Annotated in this window: 15 protein-coding genes, 1 pseudogene and 1 riboswitch; of the genes and pseudogenes, 8 read left to right on the top strand and 8 right to left on the bottom strand. The window is 53.0% G+C overall.

Annotation, left to right across the window (positions count from 1 at the left end):
- Window positions 1-128 precede the first annotated feature (128 nt).
- A complete protein-coding gene (gene kdgR / locus ACSEMK_RS13585; protein ID WP_113373580.1) occupies window positions 129-920 on the top strand; it encodes a DNA-binding transcriptional regulator KdgR in 792 nt (263 codons plus the stop codon).
- 43 nt (window positions 921-963) lie between these two features.
- Here kdgR and ACSEMK_RS13580 read toward each other — a convergent pair whose 3' ends face one another.
- Entirely contained in the window at window positions 964-1203 is a 240-nt protein-coding gene (locus ACSEMK_RS13580) for a YobH family protein (RefSeq protein WP_015705933.1), read from the bottom strand.
- A gap of 159 nt (window positions 1204-1362) precedes the next feature.
- Here ACSEMK_RS13580 and mgrB point away from each other — a divergent pair, with 159 nt between their 5' ends.
- The 6 genes and pseudogenes from mgrB (at window position 1363) to rlmA (ending at window position 5670) form a co-directional block, all read left to right on the top strand.
- Complete coding sequence (mgrB, locus tag ACSEMK_RS13575) at window positions 1363-1506, top strand: PhoP/PhoQ regulator MgrB (RefSeq protein WP_015366032.1); 144 nt, start codon at window positions 1363-1365, stop codon at window positions 1504-1506.
- Between the two features lie 74 nt (window positions 1507-1580).
- Window positions 1581-1871: a YebO family protein gene (locus ACSEMK_RS13570; RefSeq protein ID WP_087860564.1), complete on the top strand. Its 291-nt coding sequence runs from the start codon at window positions 1581-1583 to the stop codon at window positions 1869-1871.
- 640 nt (window positions 1872-2511) lie between these two features.
- A pseudogene (locus ACSEMK_RS13565) lies at window positions 2512-2656 on the top strand (DUF2627 domain-containing protein).
- Between the two features lie 12 nt (window positions 2657-2668).
- Window positions 2669-2878, top strand: a complete 210-nt coding sequence (gene cspE / locus ACSEMK_RS13560) for a transcription antiterminator/RNA stability regulator CspE (protein WP_001062678.1) — start codon at window positions 2669-2671, stop codon at window positions 2876-2878.
- A 190-nt stretch (window positions 2879-3068) separates the two neighbouring features.
- Window positions 3069-4814: a peptidoglycan glycosyltransferase FtsI gene (gene ftsI / locus ACSEMK_RS13555; protein WP_213316883.1), complete on the top strand. Its 1746-nt coding sequence runs from the start codon at window positions 3069-3071 to the stop codon at window positions 4812-4814.
- Window positions 4815-4875: 61 nt separating this feature from the next.
- Window positions 4876-5670 (top strand): 23S rRNA (guanine(745)-N(1))-methyltransferase, encoded by a 795-nt coding sequence (rlmA, locus tag ACSEMK_RS13550; RefSeq protein WP_087860566.1) that lies wholly within the window; start codon window positions 4876-4878, stop codon window positions 5668-5670.
- Between the two features lie 3 nt (window positions 5671-5673).
- Here the strand turns inward: rlmA and mntP are convergent, their stop codons facing one another.
- The 5 genes from mntP to manX form a co-directional block, all read right to left on the bottom strand.
- Entirely contained in the window at window positions 5674-6240 is a 567-nt protein-coding gene (mntP, locus tag ACSEMK_RS13545) for a manganese efflux pump MntP (RefSeq protein WP_015366036.1), read from the bottom strand.
- Between the two features lie 61 nt (window positions 6241-6301).
- Window positions 6302-6451: riboswitch (yybP-ykoY riboswitch) on the bottom strand.
- Between the two features lie 199 nt (window positions 6452-6650).
- A complete protein-coding gene (locus ACSEMK_RS13540; RefSeq protein WP_045365667.1) occupies window positions 6651-7109 on the bottom strand; it encodes a DUF986 family protein in 459 nt (152 codons plus the stop codon).
- Between the two features lie 95 nt (window positions 7110-7204).
- On the bottom strand, window positions 7205-8056 hold the full coding sequence (locus ACSEMK_RS13535) for a PTS mannose transporter subunit IID (protein ID WP_015366038.1): 852 nt from the start codon (window positions 8054-8056) through the stop codon (window positions 7205-7207).
- A gap of 12 nt (window positions 8057-8068) precedes the next feature.
- On the bottom strand, window positions 8069-8869 hold the full coding sequence (locus tag ACSEMK_RS13530) for a PTS mannose/fructose/sorbose transporter subunit IIC (RefSeq protein ID WP_015366039.1): 801 nt from the start codon (window positions 8867-8869) through the stop codon (window positions 8069-8071).
- 55 nt (window positions 8870-8924) lie between these two features.
- Window positions 8925-9890 (bottom strand): PTS mannose transporter subunit IIAB, encoded by a 966-nt coding sequence (gene manX / locus ACSEMK_RS13525; RefSeq protein WP_087860567.1) that lies wholly within the window; start codon window positions 9888-9890, stop codon window positions 8925-8927.
- A 445-nt stretch (window positions 9891-10335) separates the two neighbouring features.
- Here manX and yoaE point away from each other — a divergent pair, with 445 nt between their 5' ends.
- The gene (gene yoaE, locus ACSEMK_RS13520; protein ID WP_045390395.1) at window positions 10336-11895 is read left to right on the top strand and encodes a CNNM family cation transport protein YoaE; all 1560 of its coding nucleotides are present in this window, start codon (window positions 10336-10338) and stop codon (window positions 11893-11895) included.
- A 16-nt stretch (window positions 11896-11911) separates the two neighbouring features.
- Here the strand turns inward: yoaE and ACSEMK_RS13515 are convergent, their stop codons facing one another.
- On the bottom strand, window positions 11912-13507 hold the full coding sequence (locus ACSEMK_RS13515; RefSeq protein ID WP_308958432.1) for an EAL domain-containing protein: 1596 nt from the start codon (window positions 13505-13507) through the stop codon (window positions 11912-11914).
- Window positions 13508-13637: 130 nt separating this feature from the next.
- Complete coding sequence (gene sdaA / locus ACSEMK_RS13510; RefSeq protein ID WP_015705929.1) at window positions 13638-15002, bottom strand: L-serine ammonia-lyase; 1365 nt, start codon at window positions 15000-15002, stop codon at window positions 13638-13640.
- Window positions 15003-15028: the final 26 nt, after the last annotated feature.

The raw sequence follows: 15028 nt of genomic DNA, 5'->3' as shown, positions 1-15028 counted from the left end.
ATTGATTATTCAACCATAAGTCGCAGATTTGTAACCAACTCGCAGAACAACGATTGCGACGGTCATAATGTGAATTTATAATAAAAAACAGTTCTGAATTTTATAAAACAGTTACGATGAGGTGAACAATGGCAGCTGCTGATATGGATAAACAGCCAGATTCTGTCTCTTCAGTATTAAAAGTTTTTGGCATCCTGCAGGCTTTGGGCGAAGAGCGTGAGATTGGTATCACCGAATTGTCACAGCGTGTGATGATGTCTAAAAGCACGGTGTATCGTTTTTTACAGACGATGAAGTCACTGGGCTATGTTGCACAGGAAGGCGAGTCTGAGAAATATTCTTTAACGTTGAAGTTATTCGAGCTTGGCGCGCGGGCGTTGCAGAACGTTGACCTGATCCGCAGCGCGGATATCCAGATGCGTGAAATTTCTCGCCTGACCAAAGAGACGATTCACCTCGGCGCGCTGGATGAAGACAGCATCGTTTATATCCACAAAATTGATTCCATGTATAACCTGCGGATGTATTCGCGTATCGGCCGACGTAATCCGCTGTATAGCACCGCCATTGGCAAAGTGCTGCTGGCGTGGCGCGATCGGGCGGAAGTCGAGCAAATCATGGAAGGAGTGGAGTACAAACGTAGCACCGAGCGCACCATTACTGATACCAGCGAGCTATTGAAAGTGCTGGACCAGGTGCGCGAACAGGGCTATGGCGAAGACAATGAGGAGCAGGAAGAAGGATTACGCTGTATTGCGGTGCCGGTCTTCGACCGCTTCGGCGTGGTAATTGCCGGCTTGAGTATTTCCTTCCCGACGCTACGCTTCTCTGAAGAACGTTTGCACGAGTATGTGGCGATGCTGCATGCCGCCGCGCGTAAGATTTCCGAGCAGATGGGTTTTAACAATTATCCGTTCTGATAGTCAGAAAGAGCTACAGCGCGATGCTGTAGCTCCAGTTGTTTTAACCCTGATCGATAACCTTGACGCTTTTACGCAGAATCGGGCAGTTGGTAATACCGATAATACCGCTATCAGAGTGAACATATTGTGCGGTGGTGATGCCTTGCGCCGTCAGGTATTTGCACTGTAGTCCCAACCCGCCAGCATTCTGATTGCTGCCAATTAACACGCCATAACCGCTTAATAATACGCCAATCCAGACGATTGCTAGTATGACAATAGAGCGAATGATCAATCGCATTGTTGCCTCGTTATTTGTATGATCCTGACGTTTATTCTGGCATGAACATTATTTGATACAAGTCTATGATTCCTAAACTCGCCTTTCGTATTACAGTTAGCCGCGGTTTAAGAAGGCCATGTTATCCTGGCCACATCTGATTATGGTACGGAGAGTGGAGTGAAAAAATTACGCTGGGTTTTGCTGATCGTTGTCATAGCGGGTTGTTTACTGCTGTGGACTCAGATGCTTAACGTAATGTGCGATCAGGATGTACAATTTTTCAGCGGTATTTGCGCTATTAACAAGTTCATCCCCTGGTAAGACATTTTTGTGCCGACGGATTTTCTTCTGCCGCGTGGGTGGTAGAATGAACGCCTTCTCTTTGAGGTGGTGAAATGAGTGAGTTACTGAATCCTGGGATTGTAAGTCTGGCGTCTCTGGCGCTTTCCGTTGTACTGCTGCTTGTAGGGCTGCTGCTGTGGTTCTTTGTGAATCGTGCCAGTTCACGTAGCAATGAGCAAATTGAACTGCTGCAGTCGCTGCTTGATCAACAAAAGCGGCAGAACGCGCTGCTGCGCCGTCTCTGTGAAGCCAATGAGCCGGAGAAAGAAGAGGTTGTTGAACCTTCAGCGGCTGAGAAGGAGAAAAACGACGACGATTTCATTCGTCTCGTTGCTGAACGTTAAGTTGATGAACAGGTGTGCACATCCTGTGCGCGCCTGTGAGTGTCATAAAATTTTGCTATAACTTATTCTTATGTAATCTCTTATTCCACGCCAAACCGTTTCCGTTTAATAGATTAAACACCTACGCTCTATTTCACATATTGAATAATCTTTTGAGCTAATCAAAAAAAGTAATAACGAAACGTTTCTATTGCCTGATGGCAATACTTTGTCATTAATGTTTCATTATTAACGTCTATTTTAGCGAATATTTGTGTCGTCATGAGTTAGCGCTTTAATTAACACTATGACAGAGACAGTTAAGGCGATTTCCTCTTGTTCTTCAGACTCATTTACGCATCATTATGCACATTACGCCGCAACGCCCCCTTAAATATGGCAGTTCGTATACGTACGTACCTGGACGAACAGAAGTTGTTGAGCTATGGTAAAAAAGTTGCATTTATCAGGCATACGTTATTGTTTGTTTTGTGACAATGCAAAGATAAGCCAGGCGCGGCAAAGACGCATAAATGTGCAGGCGATCAAATGATTTCCTGATAATTTGTGCGAACGATCGTGACACGTTTAAAAATGGCTTGCCATTATTTACGTTGTGTGTGATAACACGTTTCGGGTTAAACGAGGTACAGTTCTGTTTATGTGTGGCATTTTCAGTAAAGAAGTCCTGAGTAAACACGTTGTCGTTGAATACCGCTTCTCTGCCGAACCTTATATTAGTGCCTCATGCAGTTATGTGTCAGTTTTATCTATGTAAGCACCTGCGGGTGAAGAAAACAGTTTAAGGAATTTTGCAAATGGCAAAGATTAAAGGTCAAGTTAAGTGGTTCAACGAGTCTAAAGGTTTTGGCTTCATTACTCCGGCTGATGGCAGCAAAGACGTGTTCGTACACTTCTCTGCAATCCAGGGTAACGGCTTCAAAACTCTGGCTGAAGGCCAGAACGTTGAGTTCGAAATTCAGGACGGCCAGAAAGGTCCGGCTGCAGTTAACGTAACTGCTATCTGATTCAAGACCACTCATCTTGTAAGAAAGCCTCGCTATAGCGGGGCTTTTTAGCATCTGTTGCAAAGTATTTCCAATTTTTCCCCTCCGACGCGCTTTGTTGCAAAACATCACCCTTATTAGCACTGTTTAGCAGTCTGTTTTGCCAATTTTCTGTTAAATCAGGTGGTTGCAAAATAATGCTGGAGCTACGGTGCAAAAGAATAAAAGTAAGTCGGTCACAAATTTTCTCCCTATCCGTTTTGGGTTGCTGTGTGTGGCGATTTTGGGATGTCTTGGATTTCTGCTGGCGAGGGTAGGTTGGCTGCAAATCGTCTCTCCGGATAATCTGGTTAAACAAGAGGATATGCGTTCGCTGCGTGAAGAACCCATCGCCGTGATGCGCGGAACTATTAGCGATCGTGAAGGACGCCCGCTGGCGGTGAGCGTGCCGGTAAGCGCTATCTGGATAGATCCGCAGACCATGCTGGAAAAGGGCGGCGTCGGCTATGGTCCGCGCTGGCAGGCAATGGCGGAAGCGTTGCATATCGATCTTATTGAACTCTCTCATCGGGTGCAGTCGCATCCGCACGCTCGCTTTCTTTATCTGGCGCGCCAGGTGAATCCGGAACAGGCCGACTGGATCGATAAATTGCACCTGCCGGGCGTTTATTTGCGCGATGAGTCCCGCCGTTTCTATCCCGCCGGGCACGTCGCGGCGAACCTGCTGGGCTTTACCAATGTAGATAATCAGGGCATCGAAGGGGTTGAGAAAAGCTTTAACAAACAGCTAATGGGAACGCCCGGGCGCCGGCTGGTGCGTAAAGACCGTCACGGCCATGTGATCGAGAATATCACCGAGCAGGCCGCCGTTCCGGCGCATAATCTGCAGCTTAGTATTGACGAGCGCCTGCAAACGGTCACGGAGGATGCGCTGGATAATGCCGTGCGTTGGAACAAGGCGGAATCAGGCGCGGCGGTGTTGATCAAGATTGATACTGGCGAAATCCTGTCGATGGCCAGCTACCCGGATTTTAACCCTAATAACCGCGACAGCGCCCAGCTCGATGATTTTCGAAATCGCGCTATCAGCGATACCTTTGAGCCGGGTTCAACGGTTAAACCGCTGGTGATTATGACCGCGTTACAGCAGGGGATTGTGCAGCCGGATAGCGTGGTTGATACCCATCCCTTTACGCTTGATGGCCATCGCATTCGCGACGTGGGTTATTATCCCGAGCTGACGCTCACCGGTATTCTGCAAAAGTCGAGCGATACCGGGGTTTCGCACCTCTCGCTGGCGATGCCGGTGCAGCATCTTATTGATACTTACAAGGCCTTTGGCTTTGGCGACCCGACCGGGCTTGGCTTGACCGGTGAAAGCTCCGGGCTGATGCCGCATCGCCGCTATTGGGGCGAGCTGGATCGCGCCACCTTCGCCTTTGGCTATGGACTGATGGTTACGCCGCTACAGCTGGCGCATGTCTATGCGACGATCGGCGGTTACGGTATTGAGCGCCCGCTGTCGATAACCCGTATCGATCCGCCGGTTATCGGGACGCGAGTTATGCCGCAAGAGATCGTCCATGAGGTTGAACATATGATGGAGAGCGTGGCGTTACCGGGGGGCGGCGGGACAAAAGCGGCGGTACGTGATTATCGTATCGCGGTAAAAACGGGTACGGCGAAGAAAATTGGCCCTGACGGTAAATACATCGATAAATACGTCGCCTATACCGCCGGCGTGGCGCCGGCCAGTCAGCCGAAGTATGCCTTGGTGGTGGTGATAAACGATCCCAGTAACGGCAAATACTACGGCGGGGCGGTATCTGCCCCGGTATTCAGTCAGATTATGGGCGACGTACTGCGTCTGGAAAACGTGATGCCCGACGGTATGCCGCAAGGCTCTGAGAATCTTATCGTCATGCATAACCGCGAGGATCTGCCTCCCGCGTTGTAACAGTGGTCTGCGAGGGCGAATAGCGCTACACTTTCGCCCTTTCAGCGCCACCGGAGTTATCATGTCTTACACCTGCCCACTATGCCACGCGCCGCTTAGCCGCAGCGCAAATAGCTATATTTGCCCGCAGCGGCACCAGTTCGATCTGGCAAAGGAAGGGTATGTCAATTTACTGCCGGTGCAGTTCAAACGTTCACGCGATCCGGGCGATAGCGCTGAGATGATGCAGGCGCGCCGCGCCTTCCTCGATGGCGGATATTATCAACCGCTGCGCGAGGCGATTTGTGGCTATCTGCGGACTTTCGCCCCGGGCGAGCTGCTGGATATCGGCTGCGGAGAGGGATACTACACGCATGCTTTCGCCGCCATTGCCGCACGCAGTTTCGGCCTCGATGTCTCAAAATCGGCGATCCGCGCCGCCGCTAAACGTTACCCACAGGTCGAATTCTGCGTGGCTTCCAGCCAACGGTTGCCTTTTGCCGATCAATCTCTGGATGCCGTCGTGCGTATTTATGCGCCCTGTAACGCCGATGAACTGGCGCGTGTAGTAAAGGCAGGCGGTTGGGTGATTACCGCCACCCCTGGGCCGCGTCATCTGATGGAACTGAAAGGGCTAATCTACGATGAAGTTCGTCTGCATGAACAGAACCGGGAAGCGATGCCGGGCTTTACGCTGCGTCATGAGCAGCAGTTAGCTTATCCGATGCAGTTGAGCGGCGCGCAGGCGGAAGCATTACTACAGATGACGCCGTTTGCATGGCGAGCGAAACCGGAAGTCAGGGAGTCGTTACGCCAGCAGGAAATCTTTGGCTGCCAGACCGATTTCATGATTCATTGCTGGCAGCGCGAGGGGTAAGGGCTACGGCGCGAAATGGCCCCACAGAATCTGCGCGCCGATACCGATTAGCACGATACCGCCAAGAATTTCGGCCCGTTTGCCGAGCAGCGGGCCGATAAAGCGGCCAACCATAATTCCCAGCGTTGACATGGTAAAGGTGGCGCAGCCGATAGCCAGCGCGGTGGCGATAATATTGACCTGCAGGAAAGCAAGCCCCACGCCAACGGCCATCGCGTCAAGACTGGTAGCGAATGCGGTGGTCACCAGCAGCCAGAAGCCGTGGCGACGCGGCGCTTCACATTCATCGTCATCGCCGCCGCGAAAACCTTCAATGACCATACGCCCGCCGAGAAACACCAGCAGCACGAACGCGATCCAGTGGTTCCACTCCAGCACAAACTGGCTGGCCAACATGCCCAGGCCCCAGCCGACCAGCGGCGTCAGGGTTTCGATCGCGCCGAATATAAGACCGGTGCGTAGCGCTTCGGAGAACTTAGGTTTATGCAGGGTGGCGCCTTTACCGATAGAAGCGGCAAACGCGTCCATCGACATACCAAAGGCAAGAAGGATAGTGGCAGAAATATTCATGAGCGTGTCCTGACCGGGGAATATCCATATGACACATCGCTGCCCCCAGTAAATATACGCGGAGCTTGAGCATAACGTACAGCAGTGATGTATCTATGGTCTCGCCTGATTGAACGACCGCTCAACCCGTACGTGCCACGTTTTGCAACGAGTATGTTGACACGTACATTTTCCACTTGCGGAAAATCGGCTACTCCCCAACGACGGGCGCAACCTTAACATATTTTTAGAAGATAAAACAATCACAGAAAAATAATATTAGCAACAATAAATGATAACGATTTTCATTTAAAATATTAAGTGAAGGATTGGTTAAATAATATAACGGAGTGAGGGGAGTAAATATAGCCATGGCTATATATTCCGACAGCGATGAATGGCGGAAATATAGCGCAGGCTATATCTATAACTCATTGACTAGTAACGAGTAGTTTGTATATTTTTTCCAAATCGTCGATATTTCGTACGCGGATAAGCAGGCGCCGCTGCTCTAATTGCATCACCAGTACGCCGTCTTCCGACAAATTCATTGCTTTAATGCGCGGATATTCAATCCACACGTTGGCAAAGAAAAAACCGCTCTTTTTGAACAGAATTCGCGGCGTACGGATCCAGAACAGATATAACCCCATTAATGCCAGCGCAGATAATAACCAGGTGGTGATTATTTCGCCGTGGTTGGCAATATTGTTGTAGATGAGAATCGCCGTCAGGCCGACGAAAATCATCCCGTCGACGCGTCCACGACGCAGCAGGGGGATTGACAGCAGGGTGGGGCCATTGCGGCGCGGCATGATGAATTGGTCGTAGATAGCGAAAGCCACCAGGGCGACGATAAACAGAATGAGCACCAGCTCCGTGATTGCCATTGATCCTCCAGGCAGCGTGGACCTGCGTACAGGTACACGTTTTTACGCTAAAAAAAAGCCGGGGACAAAGCTGCCCCCGGCCTACTACGTGACGATTATTGACCCAGCAGGCCGACCGCATAGCCGGCGATACCGATGACGAAGAAGCCAACGATGATCCACAGCGGATTGACTTTCTTACGCAGCAGCCACATACAGGCGAAGGTCAGCAGCAGCGGCACCAGTCCCGGCATCAGCTGGTCAAGGATGGTCTGCACGGTGGTCACACGAGTCTGACCATCCTGACCGGTGATCGTGGAAACCACCAGGGGAATATTGACATGCGTCCATTTGTTAACCAGAGCCCCCATGACAAACAGGCCGAGGATTGATGCCCCCTCGGTCAGTTTCTGCAGGAAGCCGCCGCCCATATCCTTAACGATGTCCACGCCTTTCCGATAGCCGTATGCTACGCCGTAGTAGCGGGTCAGCAGACGCACGGCATTGAACAGGATGAAGAACAGTAGCGGACCAAGCAGGCTACCGCTCATCGCGATACCGGCGCCGAGCGCGGCGAATACCGGACGCACGGTACCCCAGAAGATCGGGTCGCCAACGCCTGCCAGCGGCCCCATCAAACCGACTTTGATACCGTTGATTGCGCCATCGTCGATTTCCGCGCCGTTAGCACGCTGTTCTTCCATCGCCAGCGTTACGCCGAGTACCGGCGCCGCGACGTATGGATGGGTGTTGAAGAACTCAAGGTGACGCTTAATAGCCTGCTTACGCGCATCGTTGTTCTCCGGGTACAGGCGACGGATTGCCGGAACCATAGAGAAGCAGAAGCCCAGCGCCTGCATACGTTCGAAGTTCCATGAACCCTGGAACAGGTTAGAACGAATGAACACGCCACGAATATCACTCTGAGTGAGTTTTTTCTCGGTGGTATTTTTAGTCATATCAACCATTTCGCTCACCTGTTAGTCCAGTTCGTTATCGAGATCGTTGTTACCAGCCGCCTGAGCCGGGGCACCCGCTACGCGGTTATATTTCGGGCTCAGCTGAATGTAGAGAATGGCCATGACGGCACCAATCACACCCAGCGCAACCAGGTTGAAATTGGTGAAGGCCGCGGTGACGAAACCGAGATAGAAGAACGGCATCAGGTAGCCCGCGCGCATCATGTTGATGACCATCGCGTAACCGACGACGACGATCATGCCGCCTGCGATATTCAGACCGCCAGTCACCACTTCCGGAATGGCGTTCAGCAGACCCTGAACTTCGCTGGTGCCGACAGAGATGGCTACGATAACCGCCGGGATGGCGATACGCATCGCCTGCAGGAACAGCGAGGAAACGTGCAGCCAGGAGATGGCCGTCAGGTTACCGTTTTCAGCGGCTTTATCCGCCGCGTGCTGGAAGGCAACGGTAATGGTACGAACGATAATGGTCAGAACCTGGCCTGCCGCCGCCAGCGGGATAGCCAGCGCGATACCGGCGCCAATGCTTTGGTGGCCAGCGATAACCAGTACGGTAGAAATAATGGATGCCAGCGCGGCATCAGGCGCAACCGCCGCACCGATGTTCATCCAGCCGAGGGCGATCATTTCCAGCGTACCGCCGATGATGATACCGGTTTTCATGTCACCGAGAACGGCGCCGATTAACGTACAGGCGACCAGAGGACGGTGGAACTGAAATTCATCAAGTACCGACTCCATACCCGCAATACACGCGACGATGAACACCAGCACAATCTGAAGAAGGGTAATCTCCATTGTACTTCTCCTGTTGATAAAGTCTTAAAGTGAAAATTGGCTCACGAGCGCCGGGTTATTTATCCACCTTGGCGATCAAATCCATCATTTTCAGTTTCTGGTCGGTGGAAACTTTGCGCGCTTCCAGTTCAATACCGCGGGCATTCAGTTTTTTGAATGCTTCGATATCGGTTTCATCGACCGAAATCGCGTTATTCACCTGCGTTTTACCCTGACGGAAAGCCATACCGCCAATGTTGACGCTGGTAATTTTCACGCCGCCTTCAACAATACGTTCAACGTCCGTTGGGTTAGTGAACAGCAGCATGACGCGCTCGCCGGCGTATTTCGGGTTGTTGTAGACGCGAATCATTTTCGCGACATCAACAACGTGAGCGGTCACGCCCGGAGGAGCCACCTGGGTCAGCAGCGTTTTACGCACCGTATCGGCGGCAACTTCATCACTGACCACGATAATGCGGGTGACGTTGGTCTCTTTGGTCCAGCGGGTCGCAACCTGGCCGTGGATAAGACGGTCATCGATACGCGCCAGGCCAATCACCATGTAATCATTTGGCCCCATCGGTTTAGCGGGTGCCGCCGCTTTCGGCGCTGCGGCCTGTACCGGCGCCGCTTTTTCAACCGGTTTGGCTTTCAGCGCTTTCACGCCTTCGCTACCGGTTTCCACCGCCAGCGCCACCAGCTCATCAAACGACGGATCGTCATCGCGGGCCATGAAGGTTTCAACCAGCATCGGGACGTTGACGCCAGCGATCACTTCATAGTTTTCTTTATCAACAACAATGCGGCTTGCCGCGTTGAATGGACTACCGCCCCACGTATCGACGAGGAACAGCACGCCTTTTGTGGTATCCAGTTTTGCCAGCTGTGCATTGTACTTTTCGATTAGCGTTTCGGCATTTTCGCCGGGAACGAAATCGATCCAGCCAACGTTTTCCTGCTCGCCCAACAGCATTTCTGCGGTTTTCAGCAGTTGTTCTGCAGCCCAACCATGTGTGCCTATTACAATAGCAATCGTCACTTGCTACCTCCGTTATTATGGTGAATGCATCATCTGGTCTGATACATCCTGAATCACTCTTGTGGAAAAATCGATTCAGTAAGGGTGTAAGATCTAAATTAATTACTACCGCGAATTATTTTAGATAGTGAAAAAATAATTAATGTGATGGAGCTCCGTAAATTACGCTTCAATAATCAATAATTTCGCAGCGCAAAAAATAGCCTTAGCTATTGCAAAGACAGGTAAATTTTTGCCAATTCTGCGCTATATTTTGCTATGTTTAGTTTCCGTTTAATTACTCAGGAGTATAGGGCATAGCCCGCCGTATGGACCGTCATCGACGTCTTTTCACCCTCAGGCACTCGTCTGCCGCCTCAACCACACACGCTTTTTTACCAGCAACTATTGTTTCGCCGGTGCATGACATCGCGATGACTACCGCTGTCGTTAACGGGAGCCGCTCATGGAATTCTTAATGGATCCCACCATCTGGGCTGGCCTGCTGACGTTGGTAGTCCTCGAAATTGTTCTGGGTATCGATAACCTGGTCTTTATCGCCATCCTTGCCGATAAACTGCCGCCAAAACAGCGTGATAAGGCTCGTATCATCGGCCTGTCGCTGGCGCTGATTATGCGCCTGGGACTGCTCTCGGTTATCTCGTGGATGGTCACGTTGACCAAGCCTTTGATAAGCATAGGCGATTTTTCGTTCTCCGGGCGCGATCTGATCATGCTGGTCGGCGGTATCTTTCTGCTATTCAAGGCGACGACAGAACTTCATGAACGACTGGAAAACCGCCAGCATGATGCCGGTCACGGCAAAGGCTATGCCAGCTTCTGGGTGGTAGTGCTACAAATTGTGGTGCTGGATGCCGTCTTCTCGCTTGATGCGGTGATTACCGCCGTCGGCATGGTGAACCATTTGCCGGTGATGATGGCTGCGGTCGTTATTGCGATGATCCTGATGCTGCTGGCCTCGAAGCCGTTAACCCGCTTCGTGAACCAACATCCGACGGTTGTGGTGCTGTGTCTGAGCTTCCTGCTGATGATTGGTCTGAGTCTGGTGGCTGAAGGCTTTGGCTTCCATATTCCGAAGGGCTACCTGTACGCGGCGATCGGCTTCTCGATTACCATTGAATTCTTTAACCAGGTGGCGCGGCGTAACTTTATCCGCCACCAGTCGACGTTGCCGCTGCGTGCGCGTACCGCTGATGCGATTCTGCGCCTGATGGGCGGTCGCAAACAGGCGGCTGTCGCGCACGATAGCGATAGCCCGGCGGCAGTGCCGGTGCCGGAAGGCGCGTTTGCTGAAGAAGAACGCTATATGATTAACGGCGTGCTGACCCTGGCGCAGCGCTCATTGCGCAGCATCATGACCCCGCGAGGCGAAATTAGCTGGGTGGATGCTGAGCAGAGCGAAGAAGAAATTCGTCGCCAGCTGCTTTCGTCTCCGCACAGCATGTTCCCAGTTTGCCGCGGCGAGCTTGATGAAATCATCGGTATCGTACGCGCCAAAGAGATGCTGGTGGCGCTGGAAGCGGGCGAGAACGTTGCCGCAATGGCTTCCGCTTCTCCGGCGATTGTGGTGCCGGAAACGCTGGACCCGATCAACCTGCTGGGCGTGCTGCGCCGGGCGCGCGGTAGCTTTGTCATCGTCACCAACGAATTTGGCGTGGTGCAGGGGCTGGTGACGCCGCTGGACGTCCTGGAAGCGATCGCCGGTGAGTTCCCGGATGCCGACGAAACGCCGGAAATTGTGCTGGATGGCGAGGGTTGGCTCATCAAAGGTTCAACCGACCTCCATGCGCTACAGCAGGCGCTGGGGCTGGACGACCTGGTCAACGAAGACGATGATATCGCGACCGTTGCCGGGTTGGTTATCTCCGCGAACGGTCATATCCCGCGGGTAGGCGATGTTGTCGAACTGCCGCCGCTGCAGTTCACCATCGTTGAAGCGAATGATTACCGCGTCGATCTGGTACGGGTTATTAAAACCGTCCACGATAACGACGAAGAAGAGTAATGCCGAACCCGCCGGGCTAAACCTGGCCGGCGGGTTGTTTTTTACTCCCAGTCGCCGCCAGACGGTGCTTCTCTTCCGCCAGCCAGCGCGGAAAATCCTCTACCGGTAACGGGCGGGCATAATAATATCCCTGTAGTAAATCCACGCCGTGGCTGCGCATGTAAATCTTCTGCTCCTGAGTTTCCACCCCTTCGGCAATGGTGACGATTTTGAGCCGGTGCGCCAGGGCGATAATCATATCGGTCACCGTCGCGTTGACGCCGTCAATACCAATGGCGCCGGTATAAGATTTATCAATTTTCAGTACATCCGGGCGGAGTTTTTCCAGCCAGGACAAAGAACTGTTGCCGGTGCCGAAGTCATCAATGGCCAGCTGGACGCCTTTAAAATGCAGGTGCTCCGCCATGTGATGATCGCCCTCACGCAGGACATCGCGTTCAGTCAGCTCGACCACCAACTGCTGTACCGGATTAGCGCTGAACCAATAGGTGTGCAGATCGCGCAGCAGCTCGCCGTTGCTGAAATGACGCGCCGCCACGTTAATACCAATATGAAAATTGGCATCCTGCGGGAAATAATGCAGCCGACGGGCGGTTTCAGCGATGACGTAGCGGGTGAGGGGGACTATCAGGTTGTAGCCTTCAGCAATAGGGATAAAAACATCCGGCGAGATATTTCCGCGGCGCGGATTGTTCCAGCGCAGCAAAATTTCCACGCCGCAACATTCCTGAGTACGTAAATCCTGCAGCGGCTGGCACCATACCTCGAACTCGTGGGCGGCGATACCCAGGGTAATTTCGCGCGAGAAAGTCATTCGTCCTGCGGTCGTCAGCCAGGCGATACCGGTCATCAACAGGCTGAACATCAGCGCCAGCGGTAATTCAGCGGGCAGCTCTTCTAAGGCCACCGCGGAGGCTCCTGGGCCGCTGATGTTGATGGTAAAGGGGAACTGGCTGGAACTTTGCCGGTAAATTATCGGCAGACCCGGCAACTGATGACTTTCGACGACGCCGACATCGCTGAGAAAACTCTTGTTGCCGACCGTGAGGCTGATGTCGCTTATGAGCGATGATTTTTCTTTGAGAATCAATTCGCCAAGCAGCTCGATATTGATAATTAACAACGCGCCGTCGGCGCCGCTCACGGTGGAGGGATACCACTGGATCAGTACCGGCGTGCCTTTGAGCAGCGAGTTATCGGTTGAAAAGGCCAGCAGCGGCTTTACCGTCGGCAGCGTGGGCTGTAGCTGATGAATGGCCACATGGCGCGGGCCAAAAATGCTGGAGCAGTAGGCCATCCCGGACTGAACAAGGATGATTGAGCGTACGGTCTGCAGAGTGGCCGCGGTTTTACGCAGCTCAAGATGCACATCCTGACAGGGTTTGCCGACCATACTCAGCAGGGTAGCGTGTTTTGCCGCCAGCGGCTGCAGGATATTGTCCATCGCGATCACCATATTGCGGGTCACCGTCTGGATGCGCTGTTGATTTTGGCTACGCTGTGAAATAAATCGGATTGTCAGGGTGACGGCAAGCGTCAGAAATGCAACGGCCAGGCACACCAGAATGCGCTTGCGGCGGTACGTCGAAATGACCTTCTGTGCATTTTGCATGCGAGGCGCCCTGTCGGCTAAATAGAGGAATAAGAGTAACAGCCGGCTTAAAGCAAGTGTAGTGGGTAAGATAAGTTGGTGGGAGAAAAAGAAAAATGCGCCCGGAAAGGGCGCATTTCACAGACGTGTTTTAGTCACACTGGACTTTGATCGCCAGGCCGCCGCGAGAGGTTTCGCGATATTTGGCGTTCATGTCTTTACCCGTTTCGTACATGGTCTCGATAACTTTATCGAGAGAGACGCGCGGTTCGCTGGTGCGGCGCATCGCCATACGCGCGGCATTAATCGCCTTCACGGAGGCGATAGCGTTTCGCTCGATGCACGGCACCTGAACCTGGCCGGCGACCGGGTCGCAGGTCAGGCCGAGGTTATGTTCCATGCCGATCTCCGCCGCCACGCAAACCTGCTCCGGGCTGGCGCCGAGCAGTTCAGCCAGCCCCGCCGCCGCCATTGAACAGGCCACGCCGACTTCGCCCTGACAGCCGACTTCGGCGCCGGAAATGGACGCGTTCATCTTGTACAGCGCGCCAATCGCGCCGGAGGCCATAAAGTAGCGAATATAGATATCCGGGCTGACGGATTCGATAAAGTGATCGTAGTAGGCGAGCACTGCCGGAACGATACCACAGGCGCCGTTGGTCGGCGCGGTAACGACGCGGCCGCCTGCGGCGTTCTCTTCATTGACCGCCAGCGCGAACATGTTCACCCAGTCGACAACATTCATCGGGTCGTTAGACAGTTTATCGCTGGCGACCAGCAGACGACGCAGCGCCGAAGCGCGTCGCGGCACGCGCAGCGGCCCCGGCAGCACGCCTTCGGTGTTCATGCCGCGATCGATACAGGCGCGCATGGTTTGCCAGACGTTTTCGAAATAGGCTTCGATCTCTTGCTTGCTGTGCAGCGCCAGTTCGTTTTGCATCACCATGCCGGAGAGCGACAGACCGGTTTCTTTGCAGTAGCCCAGCATTTCCTGCGCCGATTTAAACGGATACGGAACCTGCAGTTCGCTCGCGTCTTCTTTGCCGAAATGCTCTTCGTCGACGATAAAACCGCCGCCGATTGAATAGTAAGTCTTGCTGTAAATTTCTTTCTCGCCGGCCCACGCATGGATAGTCATGCCGTTTTCGTGCAGCGGCAGGTTGTCGCTACGAAAACGCATGCCGTCATCCGCCGGGAAGTCGACTTCGTGTTGCCCGTTTGCCAGCAGCAGACGGCCGCGGGTTTCAACGTCGCGGATAAATGCCGGGATCGCGTCAATATCGACCGTCGCAGGCAGATTGCCCGCCAGTCCCATGATAATGGCGATGTCCGTATGGTGGCCTTTGCCGGTTAATGAAAGCGACCCATAGACGTCAACGGCGACGCGCGTCACTTCATTAAGCAATCCCTTTTCGACCAGGTCATCGACGAACTGTTTACCGGCCTTCATCGGCCCTACAGTATGGGAAGATGAGGGACCAATCCCCACCTTGAACATGTCGAATATACTAATCACGATAACACTCCTGACAGGGTTACCGC

This window comes from Klebsiella sp. K-3 (assembly GCF_051207495.1).
GTDB lineage: Bacteria > Pseudomonadota > Gammaproteobacteria > Enterobacterales > Enterobacteriaceae > Klebsiella > Klebsiella aerogenes.
This window is presented reverse-complemented; position numbering and strand designations above follow the sequence as displayed.